We start from the raw sequence: 25,397 nt of genomic DNA, 5'->3' as shown, positions 1-25,397 counted from the left end.
ACAGTATTTATGGTATAATAGCCTAGGTTCAGTTTAGCAAATAGGAGATGACAGTGTGAAAGTTAGAAACGACTTACGCAATATTGCTATTATCGCGCACGTAGACCATGGGAAAACAACATTGGTTGACCAATTGCTTCGCCAATCAGGAACGTTCAGGGAAAATGAACAAGTGGCGGAGCGCGCATTAGATTCCAATGACTTGGAGCGCGAGCGCGGAATCACCATCTTAGCCAAAAATACGGCGATTGAATATAAAGGAACGACCATTAATATTTTAGATACGCCTGGTCATGCCGACTTTGGCGGAGAAGTAGAACGCATTATGAAAATGGTCGATGGCGTGCTGCTAGTTGTCGACGCCTATGAGGGCTGCATGCCGCAGACAAGATTTGTTTTGAAAAAAGCGTTGGAACAAAACTTAACACCGATTGTCGTCGTGAACAAAATTGACAGAGAGTTTGCCCGGCCTGAAGAAGTTGTCGATGAAGTGCTTGAGCTGTTTATTGAGCTTGATGCAAACGATGATCAATTAGAATTTCCGGTTATTTATGCTTCGGCCATCAACGGAACGGCAAGCACAGATCCAACTAAACAGGATGAAAATATGGAAGCTCTATTTGATGCGATTATCGAACATATTCCTGCACCTGTTGATAACAGCTCAGAACCCCTTCAATTCCAGGTGGCGCTGCTGGATTACAATGACTATGTTGGGCGGATCGGCATCGGCCGCATTTTTCGCGGAGAGATGAAAGTCGGACAACAAGTCGCATTAATGAAGCTTGACGGAAGTGTGAAGCATTTCCGTGTTACGAAAATGTTTGGATTTAAAGGATTAAAACGATTGGAAATTGAACAGGCAAAAGCTGGTGATCTTGTCGCTGTTTCTGGTATGGAAGACATTAATGTCGGGGAAACGGTTTGTCCAGTTGATCATCAAGAGGCGCTACCTGTTCTTCGGATTGATGAACCGACGCTGCAAATGACGTTTTTAGTTAACAACAGTCCTTTCGCAGGCAGAGAAGGAAAATATGTGACGGCGAGAAAAATCGAAGAAAGGCTGCATGAACAACTGCAAACAGATGTTTCGCTAAGAGTGGAGCCGACGGATTCCCCGGATAAATGGATAGTATCAGGGCGAGGCGAGCTTCATTTATCCATTTTAATTGAAAACATGCGCAGGGAAGGGTATGAGCTGCAAGTTTCGAAGCCTGAAGTAATTGTAAAAGAAATCGATGGAGTACTTTGCGAACCGGTTGAACGGGTGCAGGTGGACGTTCCAGAGGAATACACAGGTCCTGTCATGGAATCATTGGGCGCGCGCAAAGGGGAAATGGTCGACATGATCAATAACGGAAATGGACAAGTCCGCTTGATTTTTATGGTGCCATCGCGCGGATTAATCGGCTACACGACCGAATTTATGTCTTTAACAAGAGGATACGGCATCATAAACCATTCGTTTGACTCGTATCAGCCTATGCAAAAAGGACAAGTTGGCGGAAGGCGTCAAGGGGTTCTTGTTTCAATGGAAACAGGAAAAGCTACCTCTTATGGCATTCAACAGGTCGAAGATCGCGGAACGATTTTCGTTGAACCCGGAACAGACGTGTACGCTGGGATGATTGTCGGTGAACATAATCGTGAAAATGACCTTGTTGTAAATATATGTAAAGTAAAACAACAAACAAATATCCGTTCTTCGACGAAAGAACAAACGGTCGGAATGAAAAAAGCTCGGATTATGTCGTTGGAAGAAGCACTTGAATATTTAAATGATGATGAATATTGTGAAGTCACGCCTCAATCGATTCGTTTAAGAAAGAAAATCTTGGATAAAAACGAGAGGGAAAAAGCAGCGAAAAAGAAAAAACTGTCAAATCAAAGCTAATGAGTGAAAGGGGGAGGGACGTAGTGACAGACGAACAAGTAATTGAAAGGCTGTCTTTTTTTGCGCGTCTTTTCCGTGTTCATGAGCAGCATGATGTCGGAATGTGGTATTTGTATATTACCATTCTGATTTTATCAATTATTGTATATAAACTGGGATTTGCTAAGAAGCTCCCGATTTTAAAGTCTGCTATAATCTATTTATTTCTCGCTTTCGGCTGTACGGTGCTGACGTTTTTGGCAATTTTTCTACCGATTGCAGAAGGATTGGTAGTCGCTGTCCTTATTTTAAGCATATATAAAATTCGGCTTTACTATTCGAAAAAAAATGAAAACAACACATAGCTTTAAAGAAAATAAAAACAGATGTCGGTATGTGCCAGTGCGCACCACCTTCATCTGTTTAACTTTTTTCTGAGTATTTTTCTGTTCTCAAAAAAGCTCATTCCTTTTTCTTTCGCGGTACAAACGGAACTTTCCGGTTGATAGTCTTTTGTTTGTTTTTTCCGTAATTCGATTATAGCAAGTATTGCACATATATGTATGAATCGGTCTATTCCTCAGCTGTTTTGCCTTCAATGATTCGTCATCAATTGTTTCGATTTTATCGCATAAAACACATTTGACTTTCATCTTGCTTCTCACACTTTCTAATCAAATTTTTAAGCTTTGTACAACGTTGTTCGTCTCAGCATCAAAAGGCTTCGATGATAGTTTGGATTGCTTCCAAACAACACGCCTCTATACTCACTCGCCTCTCGCATAGTATATCACGTTTTGCTTCCGCTCACACAATTTCTTTTGCAACTTTGCAAAAGAATCAAGCCAGCAGCGGCTTTATACGACTTACACACAATACAATTTCTATAAGAAAAGACAGAAAAATAAGCTATTGAGCCACTTTCGAGCATTGCAAAAAACATTGTGAGACAGGTCAATACTCTTTATCCAAACCAGAGCCATTTGCATTTCCGTTCCGACTTGGGATCGTGAATCATCCGGCGATAGTCAAGCTATTATTAAAATGAATAGACATACTGATCTTCAGCCGCGCAGGTCAATAGTGAAACAATGTTTTATGAGTTGTTATTTTATTAAATATGACAAAATATCATCGGATTTTGACTAAAAGGTGTTGAAAGCAATGAAAAACGCTTAAGCTTCGGACTTAAGCGTTTTAATGTCTTTATTGTTGTTTTTGGTTTGATTGATCACGCTGTTCTTTATTCAGCTCTTGATTTTTTGACTTCGGAAGCTGATCTTTTTCATTCATCGGCTGCTTTTGTTGATTGTCTGTCGCGTCACCAGGAAGATCCGGCATCAATCTTCCGACAATTTGAGCGAGCTCATCTAGAATGCCGCCAATGGGCCGGCCGTTTTGAATTTCCTCTCCAATTTGGCGGATTCGTTCATTTGTGTCTGGATCGGCAATAACTACAGCATAAGCCCCGTAAGGATCGTTTTTTAATGATTCTGCAACGGAATACTTAATCGATTCAACTTTTGAACGATCCAGCTTTTTGTCGACATCAATTCCGACGACTGCATAATTTCCAAGAACAACTGCAGTTGCATCATTTACATCTGGAACATTTTCGGCTATTTTTGCCAAGCGGCGGGCGATTTCCTGGCCGGATTTGCGATCAACATTTTCCCGCACGGAATCTTTGACAGTAATTGTTCTTGAATAGTTTTCACCACGATTTTCCTCTCGTGCATTTTCGTTTGTGGAACAACCGTTTAAAATAAAGCCGACAAGCAAAATAAACATCAAAAAGCTGCGCATGCTATCACTCCTTTTCTTACAAGTAAGGTGTAAAGTAATCCATTACTTATTTCGTGCTTCCGTCTTTGACGAATAACATTGGTTCTAGTTACAAAACTTATAAAGAAGCCTGAATCTTTCGGAGTTAACTCCCGACTGGATTGTAGAAGACATCGGCTTAGGCAGCATCTTTCTTTATTTATTGTTTAATAAACCTTCTATCTTTATTCATAAAGACATATATTTTAGCTAAGGAAGCCTCCAATAATTTCGGATGAGGGAGGAAGAAAGATTGGGCAAGATATATGTGCTGGATACGAATGTTTTGTTGCAGGATCCGAATTCCATTTTTTCCTTTGATGAGCACGAAGTTGTAATACCTGCCGTTGTTCTTGAAGAGGTGGATTCCAAAAAAAGATATATGGATGAAGTTGGACGAAATGCGCGCCAAGTTTCAAAAATCATTGATCAGTTGAGGGAACAAGGGAAATTGCACGAAAAAATTCCTCTGCCAAACGGCGGATCTTTAAGAATTGAATTAAATCATCGTTCGTTTCATGATCTGCAGGAGATTTTCGTGGAAAAAACAAATGATAACCGAATTTTGGCAGTAGCCAAAAATTTATCACTAGAAGAGCAATCAAAGAAAGATGGAAAATCGGTAATTTTAGTCAGCAAAGATGCTTTAGTGAGAGTGAAGGCAGATGCGATTGGACTTCATACTGAAGATTTTCTGAGCGATCGTGTAGTAGAAATTGACCATATCTATACAGGGTTTCTTGACCTTTACATAAGTATGGAAAACTTAAACCGATTTTATGAGAAAAATGAGCTGCTGCTGTCGGAAATAACCAATCATCCTTTTTATCCGAATCAATTTATTTTGCTGAAGGATGCTTTAGGAGGCAAATCATCTGCCATTGGGATTGTCGATAAAACAGGGAAAAGATTGAAAAAGCTTGTTTTTCAGCATGACCATGTTTGGGGAATTCAGCCGAGAAATGTTCAACAAACGATGGCATTCGAACTATTAATGAGACACGATATTCAGCTCGTGACTTTGATCGGCAAAGCAGGTACAGGAAAAACGCTTTTGGCTTTAGCGGCCGGGCTGATGCAAACAGAAGACATGGAATCATATAAAAAGCTTCTTGTCGCCAGACCAATTGTTCCAATGGGAAAAGATATCGGTTTTTTGCCGGGAGAAAAAGAAGAAAAACTGAGGCCTTGGATGCAGCCAATATGGGATAATTTAGAATATTTATTTAATACGAAAAAAGCTGGCGAGCTTGATGCGATTTTAGCAGGTATGAATTCGATCGAGGTGGAGGCGCTGACTTATATTCGCGGCAGGAGCATCCCGGAACAATTTATCATCATCGATGAAGCGCAAAATTTGACGAAACATGAAGTGAAGACGATTTTAACAAGAGTTGGCGAAAAAAGCAAAATTGTGTTGATGGGGGATCCAGGACAAATTGATCATCCTTATTTAGATGAATATAACAATGGGTTGACCTATGTAGTGGAAAAATTTAAAGATCAAGCAATTGCCGGGCATGTAAAATTACTGAAAGGCGAACGATCCCAATTGGCGCAAATAGCAGCAGATTTGTTATGAAAAAGTGAGATGTTGTAGTTTTTAAAAGCCTCAGGGGTCAGAGATAAAAGTGTGAGCTTTGCAGAAGCTGATTTATCTTAAGCTCTTTGCAGCATCCAAAAAGATTTTTTGCGCTAACATTTGCGATTCTACTCAAATTGTGAGCAATGGAAAAAAAGGGATTGTCCAGAAAGTCAAATCGCCATTGGTAATAAACACCGATATATCAACGTTTCTAAAACATTAATGGGGGCGTCAATAAGCCGTAAAACGACTTATTAGACACCCCCAAAAATTATTTTACGATTATTGCTCTCACCTTTTTAATTGGATCATTGCGGTTCGAGCCATCTCCGTAAATGATGTGGACAGGGCCGTCTTCTTTTAACGGTTTTCCTTCCATGCTAAATGCCAAAATGCATTCTTCTGCTTTTTCAATCGGCATTTCGACTTCGCCGTTTTCGGTTTCAAAAACGACCGTTTTGGCGTTCGTTAACGGTTCAGCATTTGATAAAAACGGTTTAAGCGGCATGCCGAAAGTCCCGGTAAGCACCTTTTCTTTTTCAAATTTTTGTTCCGTTTTTAAAGTAGGCGGAAATACAGCTCCCTCCTGAATCTCCCGTTGCCATTGATTTGCTGTTTTTTGCACATAGTCCTCTTCTATGTTTTCCTCTTTGCGGCCTTGATCAAAATATGTATTTAAATCAATGCGGCGGTCATCAAAGATCCAAACACCTGGGTCCAAAGTAATTGGAAATTTTACATTCCCTTTTATTTGAATAATATCGCTCATGAGCATCCCTCCACGTTAAAGTATAAGCGCTTTTATGGATTTTGTCACATTCCGTTGCCCATTTCAGTTCAAAAAGGCGACAATCAGGCGGCTGAGTCCAGACGCGGCAAATCAATCAGACGAATTCTTCTAGCATTTTTTTGGAAGGTTCATACATATATATGAACAACTTTAAAATTATTAGGGAAGGAGGGTGCGTGTTTCCTTGCAATTTTCCTTTATAACATTTAATATTAATAGATAGAATAGGGATTCCTTAATGGGGAACGGAGGGATTCAGATGGCATCATTTGAAATGGTTCTTAGTCACCGGGAAAAGGCTCTTTCGCTTTTAAAGGCGGATGCAGATAAAATCATGAAATTGATTAAAGTACAAATGGACAATTTGACAATGCCTCAATGTCCTCTTTATGAAGAGGTTTTAGATACGCAAATGTTCGGATTATCTCGGGAAATTGACTTTGCTGTCAGACTAGGCCTGATTGAAGAACGCGAGGGAAAAGCTCTGCTTGATGAGCTTGAGCGTGAGCTGTCAGCTCTGCACGAGGCATTTGTACGAAAATAAAAAGCTTGCTCAAACCGGTAAAAAAAGGTTTGGGCTTTTATTTTATCTTTTCCATTTCTCATATCGACCTTCCACAATAGGTGTTCCTTCGCAATTTTTATTTTGCCATTGAGAAAATGAATTGTTCAAAGTATAATAGAAAATAAATTTTCTTTACACTTATGAAAACAATGACTGTGTATTTATTTTGCAACAAGAAGAGCAGCAAGTCGTAAGGAAGATGAACATGTTGAAACGAATTTTAAAATCATATGATTATTCGCTTATTTTAGCAGTTTTCTTATTATGCGGTTTCGGCTTGGTCATGGTGTACAGTTCAAGTATGATCATGGCAGTCACGAGGTATTATACGGAAAGCGATTATTTTTTTCGCAAGCAATTGTCCTCGCTCCTGCTTGCAACGATAGCTTTTCTAGTAATGATGTTTTTTCCGTACCGCGCTCTGCTGAACGGAAAATTTATAAGAATTTTGTTTTTTGGATCGATTGCTGTTCTCGGGCTGTTATTTATTTTTGGACATGTTGCCGGCGGTTCGCAAAGCTGGTTTAAAGTTGCCGGAAGAGCCATTCAGCCGGGAGAATTTGTCAAGCTTTCCGCCATTATTTATTTATCAGCTGTATACGAAAAAAAGCAATCGTACATATGGCACTTTGGAAAGGGAGCATTGCCTCCGGTAATCTTTACCGTATTGATTTGCGTTTTTGTTATGCTTCAGCCTGACATTGGGACATCATTCATTATTGGAATGATTGCCTTGTCTATTATTTTATGTTCAGGTATGGGCATCAAAAACATGTTAAAGTTAGTATTGCTTGCTTTATTTTTCTTATTGCTGCTAAGTCCGCTCATTTTATTTAAGGCCGATGATATTTTTAGTAAAGAACGTCTTTCCCGCTTTACAGGGTATACGGATCCATTTGAACATGAAGACGGAGCAGGTTATCAGCTCGTAAATTCATATATTGCGATCGGATCCGGAGGTCTTACTGGACTGGGGCTGGGGGAAAGCGTGCAAAAATACGGATATTTGCCGGAAGCGCACACTGATTTTATTATGGCCGTTGTAGCGGAAGAGCTAGGTATTTTCGGTGTATTATTTGTTCTTGCGCTTTTGGCGTTTATCGTTTTAAAAGGCCTCTATATTGCAAGAAAATGCACTGACCCGTTTGGTACATTGATTGCCGTAGGAGTTTCAAGCATGATCGCCATTCAAACGGCCGTCAACTTGGGAGGAGTGACAGGGCTGATCCCGATCACTGGTGTTACATTGCCGTTTGTCAGTTATGGAGGCTCATCGTTATTAGTACTATTAATATCGATGGGATTGTTAGTGAATGTTTCAATGTTTGTCAATTACCGGGAGCAATATAAAAAAGAAAAAGAAATTACAAGCATGTAATCGTTCCGCCATATGCTGCTCTAATTTTATTTTCTTGAAAATCTAATATACACTGCAAGGGGGATTTATATGACGAACAGAAAAATTAAAAAAATCTTAGTAGCAAACCGTGGAGAAATCGCGATTCGGGTATTTCGAGCTTGCAATGAATTGAATATCCGAACTGTTGCAATTTATTCCAGGGAAGATTCAGGTTCTTATCATCGATATAAAGCAGATGAAGCTTATTTAGTTGGCGAAGGAAAAAAACCGATCGAAGCATATCTCGATATTGACGGTATCATTGAAATTGCAAAAGCTCATGACGTGGATGCTATTCATCCCGGATACGGTTTTTTATCTGAAAATATCGAATTTGCTAGAAAATGCGAAGAAGCCGGAATCATTTTTATCGGCCCTAGAACAGAGCACTTAGATATGTTTGGCGATAAAGTGAAAGCTAGACATCAGGCGGAAAAGGCCGGAATTCCAGTCATTCCAGGCAGCAACGGTCCAGTCAAAAGCTTGGATGAAGTGATTCAGTTTGGTGAAGAATACGGGTATCCGTTTATCATTAAAGCTGCTCTTGGCGGCGGAGGCCGGGGAATGCGCATAGTCCGTTCAAAGGCTGGAGTAAAGGATTCTTATGAACGAGCTAAATCGGAAGCAAAAGCAGCATTCGGCAGCGACGAAGTGTATGTAGAAAAGCTGATCGAAAATCCGAAGCATATTGAAGTGCAAATCATTGGTGACCACGATGGAAACATTGTTCATCTTTATGAGAGGGACTGTTCTGTCCAACGTCGTCATCAAAAAGTCGTGGAAGTTGCTCCAAGCGTTTCTTTAAAGCAGGAATTAAGGGATAAAATTTGCGAAGCGGCTGTACGGTTAATGAAAAATGTCAACTATGTCAATGCAGGTACGGTGGAATTTTTAGTTTCCGGAGATGACTTTTATTTCATCGAAGTAAATCCGCGTGTTCAAGTAGAACATACGATTACTGAAATGATTACAGGGATAGATATCGTTCAAACACAAATTCTTGTGGCAGAAGGCCACTCAATTCACAGCCCGGAAGTTGGAATTCCAAGACAGGAAGACATTAAAACATGGGGATATGCTATTCAAGCAAGGGTGACGACGGAAGATCCGCTGAACAATTTCATGCCGGACACTGGAAAAATTATGGCGTATCGTTCCGGAGGCGGCTTTGGCGTTCGATTGGATACCGGAAACAGCTTCCAAGGCGCTGTTATTACACCTTATTATGATTCATTGCTTGTAAAAGTATCGACATGGGCGCTATCGTTTGAGCAAGCTGCCAGAAAAATGATTCGAAATTTAAGAGAATTTCGAGTTCGCGGAATAAAAACAAATATTCCTTTTTTGGAAAATGTCATTAAACATGAGAAATTTTTATCTGGAGAATATGATACGTCCTTTATTGATTCATCACCTGAGCTGTTCGTTTTCCCGAAACAACGAGATCGGGGAACAAAAATGCTCACATATATTGGGAATGTGACGGTGAACGGTTTTCCAGGCATCGGGAAAAAGAAAAAACCAGTATTTGATGAGCCACCAATTCCGCAAGTAAAATTATCGGAGCCTATTCCAGAAGGAACGAAACAAATTTTAGAGAAAGAAGGAGTCGACGGCCTTGTTAAATGGGTAAAAGAACAAAAACAAGTGCTGTTGACGGATACGACTTTCCGAGATGCTCATCAATCATTGTTGGCAACTCGCGTGCGTACAAATGATATTAAAAAGATTGCTGAACCTACTGCGAGATTGCTTCCAAACCTGTTTTCGCTTGAGATGTGGGGAGGAGCAACGTTTGATGTTGCCTATCGCTTTTTAAAAGAAGATCCGTGGGAAAGACTTCAAATTGTCAGAAAGCATGTGCCAAACTTGCTTCTGCAAATGCTTTTGCGCGCATCGAATGCTGTCGGATATAAAAACTATCCAGATAATGTAATTAAAGAATTTGTCGAAAGATCAGCGGAAGCAGGCATTGATGTGTTCAGAATCTTTGACAGCTTAAACTGGGTAAAAGGGATGACCCTTGCCATCGATGCCGTCCGTAAAACCGGAAAAATTGCCGAAGCAGCCATCTGTTATACAGGGGATATTCTCGATCCAACAAGAAGAAAATATGATTTGAATTATTACAAACAGATGGCAAAAGAATTGGAAGCATCAGGTGCACAAATTTTAGGCATTAAAGATATGGCAGGACTGTTGAAGCCACAGGCGGCATATGAGCTTATTTCAGTGTTAAAAGAAACGGTCGATCTGCCAATTCATTTGCATACACATGATACGAGCGGAAACGGCATATACACATATGCCAAAGCGATCGAAGCAGGAGTCGATATTATAGATACGGCGTTGAGCTCAATGGCCGGTTTAACTTCTCAGCCAAGTGCCAATTCTTTATATTATGCGCTTGAAGGTTCGGAAAGAAGACCGAATGTTAACATTCAATCATTGGAAAAGCTGTCTCAATATTGGGAAGAAGTTCGCAAATATTATCAAGACTTTGAAAGCGGCATGAAAGCTCCTCATTCAGAAGTTTATGTACATGAAATGCCTGGCGGACAATACAGCAATTTACAGCAGCAGGCGAAGGCTGTAGGTTTGGGTGACCGCTGGGAGGAAGTGAAAGAAATGTACAGCCGCGTCAACCAAATGTTTGGCGATATTGTCAAAGTAACTCCGTCATCAAAAGTTGTTGGTGACATGGCGCTCTTTATGGTTCAGAACAATTTAACGGAAGAAGACGTATATGAGCGTGGAGAATCGCTTGACTTCCCAGATTCAGTCATTGAATTTTTTGCCGGATATCTCGGCCAGCCGTACGGAGGCTTTCCGAAAGAGCTCCAGCGCGTGATTTTAAAAGGCCGTGAGCCGATTACAGTTAGACCTGGGGAGCTATTGGAGCCGGTTAATTTCCAAGCATTAAAAGAAGAACTGGAGCAGCTGCTCCATCGTGAGCCGACGCCTTACGAGACGATTGCTTATGCACTGTATCCAAAAGTGTTCACGGAATATTTGAAAACATATGAACAATATGGAAACATTTCTGTTTTAGATACACCGACATTCTTCTACGGAATGCGTTTAGGCGAAGAAATTGAAGTGGAAATAGAAAAAGGAAAAACGCTGATTGTGAAGCTAGTTTCCATTGGCCAACCGCAGCCTGATGGAACGCGGATCGTGTACTTTGAATTAAACGGTCAGCCGCGTGAGGTTGTCATTAAAGACGAGAGCATCAAATCAACTGTTCAGCAAAGAGTCAAAGCAGATCCGCAAAACCCTGAACATATTGGAGCGTCTATGCCTGGAACAGTAATTAAAGTCTTGGTGGAAAAAGGCGAAAAAGTAAATAAGGGCGATCATTTAATGATCACTGAATCAATGAAAATGGAAACGACCGTTCAAGCTCCATTTGCAGGTGTTATTAAAGATATTTATGTGAAGAGCGGAGAAGCTATTCAAACAGGTGATTTGTTAATCGAAATCACTAAATAATAAATTTTGTGCCAGCCATTTTTGGCTGGTTTTTTTATGTAAAATTTTAAAATTTAAAACTTCGTTTCGAAAAAACTATTGAAAATGATTTTCACTCATGTTATTCTTTAATTAATGATGAAAATCATTCTCAAGAAAGGCTGTGACGACATGACAATGCTTTTTGTCGGTAGTACGGTTTTGATTTATAGCATTTTAATCGGATATGTTTTGAAGCGAGTCGACTCAAATTCATAAATAAATTTTTCATATATTACATAGCGGGGATTGGCAAAAAACAGTCAATCTCTTTTTTATGGGAAAACTGAGCTTTTTAACAGTCGCTTGGGAGGAAGCGAAGCGGGTTTTTTCTTGTCCAGGCTCCTGAAAATAATTTTTTTGCCTTCATTTACGGGCAATATGGTAAAATCAACATGAGGAATTGACGAAAAGGAGCCTGAGGTATGGGAAATGTAGTTGAGCAAGAACGAATCAGCAGCTTGATTCAAATATTTGAAAAGCTTCCTAAAGAAGTCAAAGCTTCCTATAAACAAAAATGGAAAGAATTAATTGAAAAAGAAATGCAGGATCAAATCCAAATTGCATTTATGGGCCATTTTTCGGCAGGAAAATCATCGCTGTTAAACAAGCTTGCAAACGGAACCATTTTGCCTTCGAGTCCGCTTCCGACCAGCTCCAATATCGTCATGCTGGCGAAAGGCGAACGTTTGACCCGTGTGCATCTGTTTAATGGCAAAATGTATGAATCGAAAGACGATTTGGATAATGAGCTGATCAGCAAGCTGTGCAAACAAGAAAATGAAATTGAAAAAGTATTTATTCAACGGCCTTATTTTACGATTCGTGAACATCTGATTTTAACAGATTCGCCGGGAATTGATTCAACGGATGACGATCATCGCAAAAGAACAGAATCGGCGCTCCATTTAGCGGATTACATCGTATATGTGACGGATTATCATCACGTTCAGTCGGAGCTGAATTTTTCTTTCTTGTCAAAGCTGAGGGAGATGAATAAACCGATCATCGTCATCATCAACCAAATTGATAAGCATCAAGAAGATGAAATACCTTTTTCAACGTTTAAAACAAACATTGAAGCCTCGCTGACAGCTATCGGAATTGAAAAGGAAAATATTTATTATACGACAACGAAATCGCCTGAGCATCCTTTAAACGAATTTAAGCAGTTAGAGGAGCGGTTAAATGGGCTAGTCGATAATAAAAAGCATTTAGTGCGAAAAAATGTATTGGAGCAGGCAAAAATTTTGCTTCAACAAATGAAGGAGGATTTGTCTAAAGAGAAAGCGGAGAGCCTTCATCTCTCATTGGATGAATGGAATCAGCTTGATCAGCTGCTTCAAAACAGCCAGCAAAAATTGTCGGAAATAGAACAGAAGCTCAAACTGATAGATGAAGACATTAAACAGTTTGAAGCAGCATTTGATCAAGAACTTGATGGTTTGTTGAGAAACGCCAATCTTATGCCTTATGATACAAGGGAAAAAGCGGCAAAATTAATTGAAACCCAGAAAAAAGATTTTAAAGTTGGTTTGTTTTTCTCAAAAAAGAAAACAGAAGAGGCAAAACGAAATGCACTTATTCAATTTTATGAAGAGCTGGCCAAAAATGTGGAATCGCAAATTGTATGGCACATCATCAATATGGCGAAAAAATATTACGAAAAGCATCATATCGACCAACCTTCTCTTTTACAGCAAATACTAAGCTTTTCGATCGAATTTGATGAAAATATGCTGCTTGACGTGATCAAACCAGGGGCTGAATTAAATGGTCAATATGTGCTCCAGTATGGGAAAGATGTTTCAAATGCTGTACAGCAATTGTGCAAACGAGAAGCTCAAAGCTTGCGCGATCACATGATCAAAGCGTTACACAAGATGAATCAAACAGAAAGAGAACGGATGAAGCAGGAGCGGGAACAGCTTACAGTCAAACTGATGCAAATGTCTAAAGCGATTGATGAGAAAGAACAATTTATGAATGAGTTTAAACAGCTTTCCGACATATTAAATGGTCAAGGAACTGTTGACAATATCGATATCGAGCGATGGAAAGCCGAACATCTGCAAAAACAAATCATGGAATGGAATTCTCTTCAATTCCTTATTTCGAATGAAAAGCAAAGAAAAGATAAAAAAATAGAGAAAAAAGAAACCGAACGAAAACATGAAGCGGCGAAGAAAGATCAAATGATAAATAAGCTGCAAAAAGGGATTGAAATTTTAAATGAGACTGGGCTGGAGCATTCAGCCAACCGCTTAAAAGAAAAACTTTCTCAAATTGAGAACCGCTCCTTTCAAATTGCAATTTTTGGCGCGTTTAGTGCAGGAAAATCGAGCTTTTTAAATGCCTTGATTGGTGAAAAAATTTTCCCTTCCTCGCCAACTCCAACAACCGCTGTTATCAATAAATTAACCGGTGTTAAAGATGGCAAAAAACACGGGGATGTTGAAGTAGTCTTTAAAAATGAGCAGCAAATTTTAGAAGAAATTAATGAATTGCTAGCACCGCTTTCTCTTAAGGCGGAGCGATTTTCCGGTTTGCGCGAAGCGATGCTTCAAGCAATGAAACGAACGGAAGATGAAATGGTTCAACGAAGGCTGAACACCTTTTTAGAAGGAATCTCATTTTATGAAAAAGAAGATCAAAAAGTGAAATGGATCAAGGCAGATGAGCTTGAGTCATTTGTTGCAAAAGAAGAACGGTCATGTATGATTCAGGATGTAACGATTTATTATGATTGTGATCTGACTAGAAAAGGGATTACTCTTGTTGATACTCCAGGTGCGAGTTCATTTCACGGCCGGCATACAGAACTTGCTTTCCAATATATAAAACATGCGGATGCCATTATCTTTTTAACTTACTACAACCATCCATTTTCAAAAGGAGATCAGCAGTTTTTGGATCAGCTTGGTCTTGTAAAGGACGCCTTTACGTTAGATAAAATGTTTTTTATCATCAATGCAATTGATTTGGCGGAACATGATCAAGATGCAGAAGATGTTCGAAATTATGTCGAGCAAATGCTATTGTCCCATTCAATCCGACAGCCGAAGCTTTTTCAAGTTTCAAGCTTACAGGCATTGGAAAAGAAAAAGATTTCAAAGGTTCGAGACGAGTTTCCGCATTTTCTCAAGTCGTTTGAACATTTTATCCATCATGAATTGATGACCGTTTTAATTCAAGCAGCTGAACATGAATTTCAACAGGCGGTCTCAGAACTTTCAGATATGATCAAGCTTTTGGAGCTTGATGAAAGCGAACGCGATCAGAAAATTCGCGAATTGAAGGATCAGCTCAATCGCATGCAGGAATTAATTCGTACGCAATCAGTTGACGAATACGTTATAACATTCCAGCAGGAAACGGAAGAATTGAACTATTACGTAAAACAGCGGCTTCTTCATAAACTTCCGGAGCTGTTTAAAGAGGCGTATCATCCTGGCAAATTTACAAACAACACAAAGGGAGAAGCAGCCATTTTAATGGATTGTTTTAACGAAATGATAGAAGGACTGAATATTCAGCTCCAGCAGGAAATGAACGCTACAACACTTCGTATTGAAAATTATTTAAACGGAATATTGCAAAAAATCAATCAGAACCTTTCCGACATGGTTGCTAAACAATGTGAAGCAGTTCCGTTTTCAAATATAGAAGAGGTTCAATGGGAAGAAATCCGGATCCAAGTTTCCGTTTTCCCTTACATTCAATTTGATGTTTCAAAAGCACATAAAGTGTTCCGAAATACGAAATCATTTTTCGAGCAGAACGAAAAGCAAAAGCTGTTTGATATTTTAGAACAGAATTTGAAAGATACGATTGACATGTCGGTGAAAGCTTTTGAAGAGCATCTGGCTCGCCATTACGAAGCATTATTGAAAAAGGAAATCGAACAGCTGAAGGAAAAAATGATTCATGAAGGGGAACAATTTATTCAAGCTAGATTAAAAACGTTGACAGCACCAAATGATGTACAATGGATGAAAGAAAAATTCAATGAATTAACATCGCTTTCATAAAGAGGGGCAGAAGCTCCTCTCTTCCTTTGAAAGTGCTCGAACTCAAAAATTAGGGGGAAAAAAGATGGCAGAAGTACATAAAGAGATAACAAAGCATTCAAACCGCCAGCACGAGATCGTGAAAAGGTTTTTGCATCTCGAAGAAAAACGGGAGCAGGCAATCGATGAAGCTGTAATGCTTTGCGAAAAGGGGCTTCATTTTTCCGTGCAAACGATTAACGAAATTACAAAAGAAATGAATGAGCTGGCCAGAACCACCGGAATCGTTCCGCAGCGAAAATACGTAACGGAAGAAATGGTAAAAGAATATGTAAGTCGGAAGCAAAGCTGAAAGGAACTGGATGACCCAGTTCCTCATAACATTTATGGAAGAGTCTTTATTTTCTGGATGCTAACAGAACGTGCAAAATGGTTTATGGAAATGTTTTTTGCCGGGAGAAGCCGCAAAAACCAAGCTCATCCCTCTGATCAAAAAGCGGATGATCTCATGGGGCCCCGCTCTTGATGGAACGCTCATAAACGTTGTTAGTTTATTGTGTTCTAATACATTAAAGGTCCCGGTGAATGTTCACAAACGTTGTTAGTTTATTGTGTTCTAATACATTAAAGGTCCCGGTGAATGTTCACAAACGTTGTTAGTTTATCGCGCTAACACATTAAGGTTCCGGTGAACGCTCCGAACGTTGTTAGTTTATTGCGTGCTAATACAATAAAGGGTTCCAATGAAAGACCACAACGTTGTTAGTTCTTCTTCAATAATATGAGTTAACACATAAAGCCCTCCGAACGATAAAAAATGCTGTTTCCAAATATAAGCAACGCGAAAAAACTTAAAATCAGCCGCTTGTTGTTCCTTCATGATCAATCCCTTTTTGATGCTGCAATGCTTTTTTGGCTAATTCATCAGCCGTTTTGTTTTGCTTTTCGGGAATCCATTTAATAAAAAACAAATCCAATTGATCGATGAGCTTTAACGCTTCCTGAAGATGGCTGTTATAGCGTTGATTTTTTGCATAACGTTTAAGCACTGCTTGCTCCACTGCCTGTGAATCGGTTCTGAAAGAGACGATCTTATATCCTTTTTCAAGGCAGATCATAAGTCCTTTGACTAATGCAGCAAATTCAGCTTCATGATTATCCATGACGCTAAGGGGGAAAAAATATTTTTCTTGAATGTTCGTTCCTTTTATATAAATACCGGCGCCGGAAAGTCCGGGATTTCCTTTTGCCGCACCATCTATGTAGACTTCTACCAATCAATTTCACTCCCTTAGAGGAATTTTTTTAAAAATGAAGAATATAACATGTCATCAAGATCATGATATGGATGAAAAAAGCTTAAAATAGATGTGAGGAGCTTTTGATCTTATTAAGTAAAACATCTATTTGACTGCCTTTTTCTTTTCAAAAAAATCGATGTGATTATACCATACAATTCGATCAATGTCTGTAAAAACCCTTTTGAGTGAATCGGTTGCAAGGTTGAACAGAATATGGTATAAAAAATTAGTCTCTTCAATTGAGAATGCGAAAGATACATTTTCGAGAAAGTACAATCTCTTTTTGTGAAACAGCATAATGATAAATAAAAAACAGTGGAGATGGAATGATGAAAGATCGTGCGGCTATATTTGAAAAAGTGACTGAATTAATGGATGAATATTGCGTAAATTGTTTTTTAAAAGCTCATTTTCGAAAAGAATACGGAAAAACATATGCCCATTCATTTTGTATTAATAAATGCACGGTGGGACAGCAAATTAAAGAGCTGGGGAAAAATTTGAGGGGGACACGCAAGCGCGGCGATCGAAAATTCAGTAATAAATAAAAATTCCGAAAATAAAAAATAAAAAGAGGCAAAAGCCTCTTTTTATATTTGAAGATCAAATGATCATCGATTATAATTTTACAACGTTCGCTGCTTGTGGTCCACGATTTCCTTGGACAATTTCAAAAGATACCGCTTGACCTTCTTCTAAGGTTTTGAAACCTTCGCCTTGAATTGCAGTGAAGTGGACAAAAACATCGTCTCCGCCTTCAACTTCAATAAAACCATAACCTTTTTCATTGTTAAACCATTTTACTTTACCATTTTGTTGCATATTTCGATTTCCTCCTAATACTTTCCGCACAAAGCCGTGCTTAAAAAATTTTTTATCATTTAACAGGAATATAATGCAACAAGCAAGGTCTCAAAACCTTAGGCTGCCTATATTCAGCTAAATGATATATCTACTATACACTAACCAATTATTGAAAGTCAAGTTTATTCCAATGATTCGAATTTTTGTCAAAACGCTAAGATGGAAATTGATTGGGAATAAATCAGCTTAATTGCCGGCTACATGACAAGGATGCTTTCACCGTGAAAATCGGTGCTGTTTTCTCGCAAAAAAAAGCATTTTCCAGGTAATACGAGGAAGTTAATACGATAAAGCGACATCATTTTATAAAAAAACGAATGTCTTATTGACACTCGTTTATGAAATATGTTCATGAATATATTTAGACATTCGTTCACTTTCTAACTTTATGTCGTCTAAAATGGTGTCCACAGCGTTTGGATGGTACAGTTGAAAAATATTTTTACGCATCCGTTTTAACTTATCAGGTGAATGCAATAATTTGTTCACCTCATCAATCATATCAGATACATTGTTGACGATGACCGCAGCACCGTGTTTTGCAAAGAATTCCGCGTTTTCTTTTTCCTGCCCAGGAACCGGGTTGTATAAAACGAGAGGAACCGAAAGGGAAGAAGCTTCTGTTAACGTAATTCCTCCGGGTTTTGTAATCAACAAGGAAGCAATTCGAAACAGCTCGTCCACTCTTTCGACGTAACCCAAAACTTTCAATTGATCTCTGCTTGCTTTAGCAAGAGGGGCTAAGCGGTCTTTGAGCGCATGATTGTTTCCGCATACAACAACGGTTTGGACGTTTTCTGAATAGCGCATCGCTTCGCAAATTTCTTTCACATTTTTTAAGACGCCGTGAGCACCTGCCATAATAAGCAAAATATGTTTGTTCTCACTTAATCCATATTTGCGGTACAACGGTTCTATCTCAATATTTTCTTCAAATCGGCTGCGTATAGGAATTCCGGTAACTTTTACGTCTTTTTCGTCGATCCCTAAGCTGAGAAGTTTTTCTTTTACATCTTCACATGCAACATAATATTTATCTATGTTTTGATGCACCCAAATTTTATGTAAACAAAAATCTGTCATGACATTAAAGGTCGGAATCACGTGACCGGTGCGTCTCCGGTATTCGGGTACGACGATCATTGGAAACGTATTGATGATGATATCGGGTTTTTCAGCAGCAATCACTTGTTCGAGTTTTTTTCTGCCCATTGTGTAATAAACATTCATGACTCGTTTATTGTACATTTTATCTACACCATAATAAAACAAACGGTAAAACTGTTTTCCAAACGAAAAGCTCTTTAAATACAGGTATTTTGTGAATTCAGTAATGAGTGGATGAGACTCTTGATATAGATCGCAAACGATGACGTCCATACCCCGTTCCATACATCGCTTTTCCAGCGTCTTTGCCACTTGAATATGCCCGTTTCCGTACTTTGCTGTCAAGATCAAAATTTTCTGCTTATTCATAAACGATTTCATCACCTCAATTTCAGAACGTCGTATTTTAATCCGACCAGGTTGCTATTATTATTCCCAAATATAAGGAGTTTCTTGATATACATAATAGTTAAGCCAGTTGACAAACAGCAAATTCGCATGTGACCGCCAGCGATTGTAAGGCGATTTCGTCGGGTCGTCATTAGGGAAATAATTTTTTGGGATTTCGATGTCAAGTCCTCTCGCCAAATCTCGTTCATATTCATCTCTTAATGTTGTTGCATCATATTCAGGATGTCCGGTTAAAAAAATAAATCTCCCGTCTTTCGAAGAAATAAGACATACACCCGCTTCATCCGAATAAGACAAAATCTCTAAATCTTTTTGTTTTTTCACTTCTTCCACATCGATGTCCGTATGGCGAGAATGGGGAACGTAATAGATTTCATCGAAACCTCTTAACAGCTTGACGGAAGGATCTGATATTTTATGTTCAAAAACGCCGAAGCATTTTTTCGGCAGCATATATTTATCGATGCCGTAATGATAAAATAGGCCTGCTTGAGCACCCCAACAAATATGCAAAGTAGATGTCACATTTTCTTTCGTCCATTCAAAAATGTTTGTCAACTCTTCCCAATAATTAACAGCATTAAAAGGCATTTTTTCAACAGGAGCCCCTGTTACAATCAACCCGTCGAATTTTCGATGCTTGACTTGATCAAACGTTGTATAAAATTGTTCTAAATGCTGCTTTGCCGTTGTTTTTGGCGTATGGGTTTTCGGACGCAAAAACGTGATATTAACTTGAAGCGGAGAATTTCCTAAAAGTCTGAGAAGCTGGGTCTCCGTTTTTTCTTTTTCTGGCATTAAATTTAAAATGGCAATATTTAATGGGCGGATATCCTGAGTGTAAGCCCTTTTTTCATCCATCACGAAAATGTTTTCCTTCTCCAATATTTCTTTTGCCGGCAAATTTGCTGGTATATTAATTGGCATGTATGTGCACCTCCGGAATGTAATCGAAAAACAAAAAAATGAATCATGTGCAGAGCGAAACAGAACATGATCAGACTAAGTTTTGCTAATATTATAGATAGTTTAAAATGATATTTCAATTTTAGATTTGTTATTATTATGACTGTAATGTAAAATCAACGTAAATGGAGGGGGAGGCGTGATGACTGTTTATGACTTTGATGTAAAAACCGCAGATGGGCAAACAATATCACTATTACAGTATAAAGGAAATGTCATGCTCATTGTCAATACTGCAAGTTATTGCGGCTTTACGGAGCAATACAAAGATTTGCAAAATTTATATGAAACATACAAAGAAAAAGGATTTGTCGTACTGGCGTTTCCGTGTAATCAGTTTGGCAATCAGGAGCCGGGAACGGACGAAGAAATCCAAACATTTTGTGAAAATTATGGTGTGACATTTCCCGTCTTTTCAAAAATTGATGTGAGAGGCCCGAATGCCCATCCTTTATTTGTGTATTTGACCGAACAAATTCCAGGCGTGTTTGGAACAAAGATGATTAAATGGAATTTTACAAAATTTTTGATCGACCGCGACGGCAATCCGGTAGAGCGATTTGTTCCGCAAACAAATCCGAAAGACATCGCTCCTTATATCGAAAAGCTTTTGTAAATTCTCCATTATTTCACTGCAAGTGCTTTTGGAAAGAATTTTGCAGACTGGCATGTTAAAATGGAACTAGCTAAGAGGAAGTAGGGAGTGACATCTTGTGAACATTAAGTCGATTGAACCTACCCCAAGCCCTAATACGATGAAAGTAATTCTCGACCAAGAGCTTCCGGCAGGTAAAAGGAACAATTATAAAAAAGAAAATGCTCATGAAGCACCAAAGGAAATCCAATCCATTTTAGCAATTGAAGGGGTGAAAGGGGTTTATCATGTTGCAGATTTTATGGCCATTGAACGAAACAGCAAATATCATTGGCAGGATATTTTATCAGAAGTAAGAAGCATTTTCGGCGAGCAGGTTGAAGATAACAGCCAGGACGCCTATTCTCCTGAAGAAGGATATGGCGAAGTAAAAGTGTTTATTCAAATGTTTCACGGCCTGCCGATGCAAGTAAAGCTGACAGACGGACATGAGGAGCGCCGCTACGGGCTGCCTGAACGCTTCCGAAACATGATCATGGAAGTTCAAAAGCATGCGAACAACGTTGTTTTAGAAAGGGAATGGAAGGAGCATGGCGTCCGCTACGGAGATTTGGATGCAATCGGCCAGGAGGTTGTCGATGAAATATCAGCAGCCTATCCGGATGACAGGCTGGAACGCATAAAAAATAGAATCATTCATCAAAAGGATGAAAAGGAAACGTTTAAGCGATTCAGCTACAAAGTAACGGTTGACATGCTTGATGATCCTGATTGGCAAAAGCGGTTTGCCCATTTGGAGCAAATGGATCCAACGCTTGAAGATTTAGATGTGCTGGAAAAAGCGTTGAATGATGAGAAAGCATCGATACGAAGACTTGCAACGGTCTATTTAGGAATGCTCGAAGATCCGGCTGTCCTTCCTTTGCTCTATAAAGCGTTAAAAGATAAAAGCGTTACTGTTAGAAGAACAGCAGGTGATGCGCTATCTGACATCGGGGACAAAGCGGCTATTCCTGAAATGGCGAAAGCATTGAAGGACAAAAGTAAACTTGTTCGTTGGCGAGCAGCCATGTTTTTGTACGAAGTAGGAGATGAATCTGTTTTAAAGGAACTGAAGGAAGCGGAAGACGATCCAGAATTTGAAGTGAAAATGCAAATAAAGATGGCAATAGAAAGGATCGAAAAAGGAGAAGAAGCAAAAGGATCCGTTTGGAAGCAAATGACCGAAAGCCGGCAAAAGTAGCATATTTCTGTTTCATAAACGAATAATGTTAAATATAGTAAAAATTAGGGGGATTGAAAATGTCAATGGCTTATGAAGAGTATATGCGTCAGCTCGTTCAACCGATGAGAGATGAGTTGACAAATGCCGGATTCCGCGAATTAGTTACACCTGAAGAGGTGGATCAATTTATGGAATCAGCGGAAGGGACAACGCTCGTCTTTGTGAATTCCGTTTGCGGCTGCGCAGCGGGACTTGCAAGACCAGCGGCAACACAAGCTTTAGTAAGAAGCGAAAAAACTCCTGACCATCTCGTAACAGTTTTTGCGGGTCAAGATCGGGAAGCGACGGCAAAAATGAGGGAGTATTTTATCGGTTATGAACCGTCGTCGCCGTCAATGGCTCTTTTAAAAGGAAAAGAAGTTGTCCATTTTATCCCAAGACATGACATTGAAGGCAATACGCTGGAAGGAGTTATGGAAAATCTTCTTCAAGCATTTGAAAAGCATTGCTAATGATATTCAGCTTCTTAAAAGTAAAAGAGGGGCTGTCCAAAAAGTCAGGGTAACTGACTTTTTGGAGCCCCTCATTTTTTCACTTTTAAAAAAAATGCACAAAAAAATCGTCCTTTCTAGTAAAATGAAGTTGCGACACAACATTACAGAAAGGACGATTTTTTATGAGCAATCAAATGATTACTCCTGAAAATTATAACACACAAATGACACTTCCTCTAGATGGAAAAGAAGAAAAAACTCCTGCTAAAAGAAATTTAGCCCCTACTTTCAAACCATATGACAACCGTCAAGTTCAAATGATTTATGATATTGAATCGCTCATACCCGAACATCACGTGGCACGTGTCGTGGACGAAATGGTGGAGGCGATACCAGATGAACAATTGTTTTCTCATTATAAAGGCGGCGGCAGAAGCTCCTATCATCCCAAAATGATGCTGAAAATCATTCTGTATGCTTATTCTCAAAAGGTTTATTCTTGTCGAGGAATCGAAAAACTCGTTAAAGAAAATATTCCTGCCATGTGGCTTTCAGCGATGCAACAACCAGATTTCCGGACAATCAACGAATTCCGAGGCGGACGGATGAAGGTCCTAATGGATGAGTTATTTGAAGCGATGATTCTGAAGCTGATTGAAGAAAATTACATCACGATGGAAAACTACTTTTTGGATGGTACTAAAATTGAAGCCAATGCCAATAAGTATTCTTTCGTGTGGAAAAAATCAACCTTGAAATTTGAAGCGAAGGTAAGAGAAAAAATTCAAGAAACACTTCAGTACATTCAAGAATTAACCCAATTAGAAGCAGGAACAGCACAAAAAGAGGCGAAAGAAGATCCAGAAATCACGGAACAGAACTTGGAAGCCATCGCTCAAAAATTAGAAGAAAAAGTCGAAATCCTAACAGAGGAAATCGAACAGGAATCTGATACAAAAGTTCGGAAGGAAAAACGAACAGAACGCAAGAAATGGAAAAAACCTTTAAAACGGATTCGAGAAAATTTTTTACCTCGACTAGCCAAATACAAGGAACAGAATGAAATCTTTGGCGATCGTAACAGCTATTCAAAAACGGATAAAGACGCAACTTTTATGCGAATGAAAGAAGATCATATGAAAAATGGTCAACTGAAGCCAGGGTATAATGTGCAAATCGGGACAGAGAATCAGTTTATCTTGTTTTATACCATTCATCAACGACCAACCGATACACGTTGCTTTATCCCACATATGGAGAAGCTAGCCTCCACTTCATTACCGATGCCCCAAACAGTTATTGCGGATGCAGGCTATGGTAGTGAAGAAAACTATGTATATGCAGTTGGTGATGAGAAAGAGCCCCGGTTTGAGTTTCTGATTCCTTATGGGAGCTATGTAAAAGAACAAACACGTACATACAAAAAAGACATTAAAAATGCCAAAAACTGGACCTATTGTGAAGAGGATGATTGTTTTATTTGCCCGAATGGAAGGAGAGTAACGTTTAAAAAATACCAAAACAAAAAGAATCCATCTGGCTATGAACAAAGCTTCAAAATATACGAATGTGAAGATTGTACCGATTGCCCATTGAAAGCGAAATGCACAAAAGCGAAGGGAAATCGTCAAGTTCACTGGAATCCCATCTTCGAAGAAATGAAAGCAAAGGCCAAAACAGCCCTTGAATGTGAAGAGAAAGCCGCCATCTACGCTCGACGCAAAGTCGAGGCAGAAAGTGTGTTCGGTCACATCAAGGGCAATCGGTCGTTCCGCAGATTTTCTTTACGGGGGCTCGACAAAGTACATGTTGAGTTTGGGATTGTGGCATTAGCCCACAACTTCCTGAAAGTAGCCGGCATCCGCCAGCTACTTTCAGATAAAAATCGAAAAAATATAAAAGCAAGTGGAGAGAAACGCATTGTTTTTCTCCACTTGCTTCATTTTAGGGACTTATCGGACAGCCCCTTTTAGTCTGTAAGTTCCATTACAATTAAATATGCAAGTGTAATAAAGCTACCTATTATGAACATTGCATCATACATATGTACTTTCCTCCAATCAACTAGAAAAAATTTTGCAGGATGAGTTGAACGGTCATTTTCTGCCGGTTTCCCAAATTGTCGGCTTCCGATCTGCTGCCTCCAACTTCTGATTTTTATTTTACCCTTTTTTCTCGTTTTTTTGAACCCATTTCTTTTCAGTCAAAAAACTCTATCAAATATCTATTTTGATTAAAATATGATAGAATGATAGTATCGTTTGTTCATTTGGCGGAAAGGATGTTGGGAACTTGAAAAATTGGATTCGAAAATCGCTTGTCGTTTTATTTACACTCGCAACATTCGGGCTTGTAGCGCCTCCGTCCGCCTTAACCGTCAATAAACAGGCTCCTGACGCAAACTATGCACCGGAGGCCGAAGAGAAAAAACTATTACTGCATCGTGATTCACAAGATCAGTCAGCAATAGAACAGCCAAACATTGTCGATCAATTTTTGTTTGAAGCGGAAAAACAATCATTTGAAAAATTCGGCAAAAAAATCAGCGGTGTGATAGAAGATGAGTTTCGCAACTTAGTTTTGCCGCAAATGGAAGAAGTGATCAAAACCTTCTTGGCAACGGAGAAGGAAAAATTTGCAGATTTGGCTATATCCCAAAAACCTGCGAATGGAAAAGGAGAAAAAATTTTTCACATTTATGATCGTACGAGCGGAAAAGACTTGATACGATTTCATGTTCGCGTCGATCATCCGCCAAAACAAGGCTATTGGTTTGATTTTCATTACCATACATACCATGACCACTTTCAAACCCATTATGCATTGGGGAAAATTTATTGGGACACAAACACACCTCCAAATTGGATGCAGTAAAGGA

22 protein-coding genes are annotated in these 25,397 nt (G+C 39.1%); 14 read left to right on the top strand and 8 right to left on the bottom strand.

The window, feature by feature from the left end; all coding sequences use genetic code 11:
- Window positions 1-55 precede the first annotated feature (55 nt).
- Both typA and NSQ61_RS07310 read left to right on the top strand, forming a co-directional pair.
- Window positions 56-1,894 carry a translational GTPase TypA gene (typA, locus tag NSQ61_RS07315; RefSeq protein ID WP_130158515.1) on the top strand — a complete coding sequence of 613 codons (1,839 nt, stop codon included), beginning with the start codon at window positions 56-58 and terminating at the stop codon, window positions 1,892-1,894.
- A 23-nt stretch (window positions 1,895-1,917) separates the two neighbouring features.
- Window positions 1,918-2,238, top strand: a complete 321-nt coding sequence (locus tag NSQ61_RS07310) for a YlaH-like family protein (protein ID WP_340806533.1) — start codon at window positions 1,918-1,920, stop codon at window positions 2,236-2,238.
- Window positions 2,239-2,325: 87 nt separating this feature from the next.
- On the opposite strand, the gene NSQ61_RS07305 is transcribed toward NSQ61_RS07310, so the two are convergent.
- Together NSQ61_RS07305 and NSQ61_RS07300 are read right to left on the bottom strand one after the other, a co-directional pair.
- On the bottom strand, window positions 2,326-2,526 hold the full coding sequence (locus tag NSQ61_RS07305) for a YlaI family protein (protein ID WP_063389656.1): 201 nt from the start codon (window positions 2,524-2,526) through the stop codon (window positions 2,326-2,328).
- A gap of 553 nt (window positions 2,527-3,079) precedes the next feature.
- The gene (locus NSQ61_RS07300; RefSeq protein WP_063389657.1) at window positions 3,080-3,679 is read right to left on the bottom strand and encodes a YhcN/YlaJ family sporulation lipoprotein; all 600 of its coding nucleotides are present in this window, start codon (window positions 3,677-3,679) and stop codon (window positions 3,080-3,082) included.
- Between the two features lie 253 nt (window positions 3,680-3,932).
- Between NSQ61_RS07300 and NSQ61_RS07295 the strand changes: the two genes are divergently transcribed.
- Window positions 3,933-5,279, top strand: coding sequence for a PhoH family protein (locus NSQ61_RS07295; protein ID WP_375338794.1), 1,347 nt, complete (start codon window positions 3,933-3,935; stop codon window positions 5,277-5,279).
- 274 nt (window positions 5,280-5,553) lie between these two features.
- Here NSQ61_RS07295 and NSQ61_RS07290 read toward each other — a convergent pair whose 3' ends face one another.
- The gene (locus tag NSQ61_RS07290; RefSeq protein WP_066250247.1) at window positions 5,554-6,051 is read right to left on the bottom strand and encodes a molybdopterin-dependent oxidoreductase; all 498 of its coding nucleotides are present in this window, start codon (window positions 6,049-6,051) and stop codon (window positions 5,554-5,556) included.
- A 280-nt stretch (window positions 6,052-6,331) separates the two neighbouring features.
- Between NSQ61_RS07290 and NSQ61_RS07285 the strand changes: the two genes are divergently transcribed.
- The 5 genes from NSQ61_RS07285 to NSQ61_RS07265 all read left to right on the top strand — a co-directional run bounded on the left by NSQ61_RS07285 (window position 6,332) and on the right by NSQ61_RS07265 (window position 15,908).
- Window positions 6,332-6,616 (top strand): YlaN family protein, encoded by a 285-nt coding sequence (locus tag NSQ61_RS07285; protein ID WP_063389660.1) that lies wholly within the window; start codon window positions 6,332-6,334, stop codon window positions 6,614-6,616.
- Window positions 6,617-6,842: 226 nt separating this feature from the next.
- A complete protein-coding gene (locus NSQ61_RS07280; RefSeq protein ID WP_327855916.1) occupies window positions 6,843-8,015 on the top strand; it encodes an FtsW/RodA/SpoVE family cell cycle protein in 1,173 nt (390 codons plus the stop codon).
- Between the two features lie 69 nt (window positions 8,016-8,084).
- Window positions 8,085-11,528, top strand: coding sequence for a pyruvate carboxylase (gene pyc / locus NSQ61_RS07275; RefSeq protein WP_340806528.1), 3,444 nt, complete (start codon window positions 8,085-8,087; stop codon window positions 11,526-11,528).
- A gap of 443 nt (window positions 11,529-11,971) precedes the next feature.
- On the top strand, window positions 11,972-15,577 hold the full coding sequence (locus NSQ61_RS07270) for a dynamin family protein (protein ID WP_340806523.1): 3,606 nt from the start codon (window positions 11,972-11,974) through the stop codon (window positions 15,575-15,577).
- 64 nt (window positions 15,578-15,641) lie between these two features.
- Window positions 15,642-15,908, top strand: a complete 267-nt coding sequence (locus NSQ61_RS07265; RefSeq protein WP_063389664.1) for a YpbS family protein — start codon at window positions 15,642-15,644, stop codon at window positions 15,906-15,908.
- A gap of 360 nt (window positions 15,909-16,268) precedes the next feature.
- Here NSQ61_RS07265 and NSQ61_RS07260 read toward each other — a convergent pair whose 3' ends face one another.
- Window positions 16,269-16,436 (bottom strand): hypothetical protein, encoded by a 168-nt coding sequence (locus tag NSQ61_RS07260; RefSeq protein WP_165381958.1) that lies wholly within the window; start codon window positions 16,434-16,436, stop codon window positions 16,269-16,271.
- Window positions 16,414-16,833, bottom strand: coding sequence for a reverse transcriptase-like protein (locus NSQ61_RS07255; RefSeq protein WP_340806518.1), 420 nt, complete (start codon window positions 16,831-16,833; stop codon window positions 16,414-16,416). The genes NSQ61_RS07260 and NSQ61_RS07255 overlap by 23 nt, the downstream gene beginning before the upstream one ends.
- 353 nt (window positions 16,834-17,186) lie before the next feature.
- On the opposite strand from NSQ61_RS07255, the gene NSQ61_RS07250 reads away from it, so the two are divergent.
- A complete protein-coding gene (locus NSQ61_RS07250; protein ID WP_157728045.1) occupies window positions 17,187-17,405 on the top strand; it encodes a zinc-finger domain-containing protein in 219 nt (72 codons plus the stop codon).
- Between the two features lie 70 nt (window positions 17,406-17,475).
- On the opposite strand, the gene cspD is transcribed toward NSQ61_RS07250, so the two are convergent.
- From cspD to metA, 3 genes are all read right to left on the bottom strand, one after another.
- On the bottom strand, window positions 17,476-17,679 hold the full coding sequence (gene cspD / locus NSQ61_RS07245; RefSeq protein WP_063389667.1) for a cold-shock protein CspD: 204 nt from the start codon (window positions 17,677-17,679) through the stop codon (window positions 17,476-17,478).
- A 378-nt stretch (window positions 17,680-18,057) separates the two neighbouring features.
- Window positions 18,058-19,197: a diglucosyl diacylglycerol synthase gene (locus tag NSQ61_RS07240; protein ID WP_063389668.1), complete on the bottom strand. Its 1,140-nt coding sequence runs from the start codon at window positions 19,195-19,197 to the stop codon at window positions 18,058-18,060.
- A 60-nt stretch (window positions 19,198-19,257) separates the two neighbouring features.
- A complete protein-coding gene (gene metA, locus NSQ61_RS07235) occupies window positions 19,258-20,166 on the bottom strand; it encodes a homoserine O-acetyltransferase MetA (RefSeq protein WP_063389669.1) in 909 nt (302 codons plus the stop codon).
- 181 nt (window positions 20,167-20,347) lie between these two features.
- Between metA and NSQ61_RS07230 the strand changes: the two genes are divergently transcribed.
- From NSQ61_RS07230 to NSQ61_RS07210, 5 genes are all read left to right on the top strand, one after another.
- Window positions 20,348-20,821 (top strand): glutathione peroxidase, encoded by a 474-nt coding sequence (locus NSQ61_RS07230; RefSeq protein ID WP_063389670.1) that lies wholly within the window; start codon window positions 20,348-20,350, stop codon window positions 20,819-20,821.
- A 97-nt stretch (window positions 20,822-20,918) separates the two neighbouring features.
- Complete coding sequence (locus tag NSQ61_RS07225; RefSeq protein ID WP_066250259.1) at window positions 20,919-22,043, top strand: conserved virulence factor C family protein; 1,125 nt, start codon at window positions 20,919-20,921, stop codon at window positions 22,041-22,043.
- Between the two features lie 59 nt (window positions 22,044-22,102).
- Window positions 22,103-22,537 (top strand): BrxA/BrxB family bacilliredoxin, encoded by a 435-nt coding sequence (locus NSQ61_RS07220; RefSeq protein ID WP_063389672.1) that lies wholly within the window; start codon window positions 22,103-22,105, stop codon window positions 22,535-22,537.
- Window positions 22,538-22,701: 164 nt separating this feature from the next.
- Window positions 22,702-24,492 (top strand): IS1182 family transposase, encoded by a 1,791-nt coding sequence (locus tag NSQ61_RS07215; RefSeq protein ID WP_066249780.1) that lies wholly within the window; start codon window positions 22,702-22,704, stop codon window positions 24,490-24,492.
- A 319-nt stretch (window positions 24,493-24,811) separates the two neighbouring features.
- A complete protein-coding gene (locus tag NSQ61_RS07210) occupies window positions 24,812-25,393 on the top strand; it encodes a YpjP family protein (RefSeq protein ID WP_066250261.1) in 582 nt (193 codons plus the stop codon).
- The last annotated feature ends 4 nt before the right edge of the window (window positions 25,394-25,397 follow it).

It is taken from the genome of Aeribacillus sp. FSL K6-1121 (genome assembly GCF_038003725.1).
Lineage (GTDB): Bacteria > Bacillota > Bacilli > Bacillales > Aeribacillaceae > Aeribacillus > Aeribacillus composti.
This window is presented reverse-complemented; position numbering and strand designations above follow the sequence as displayed.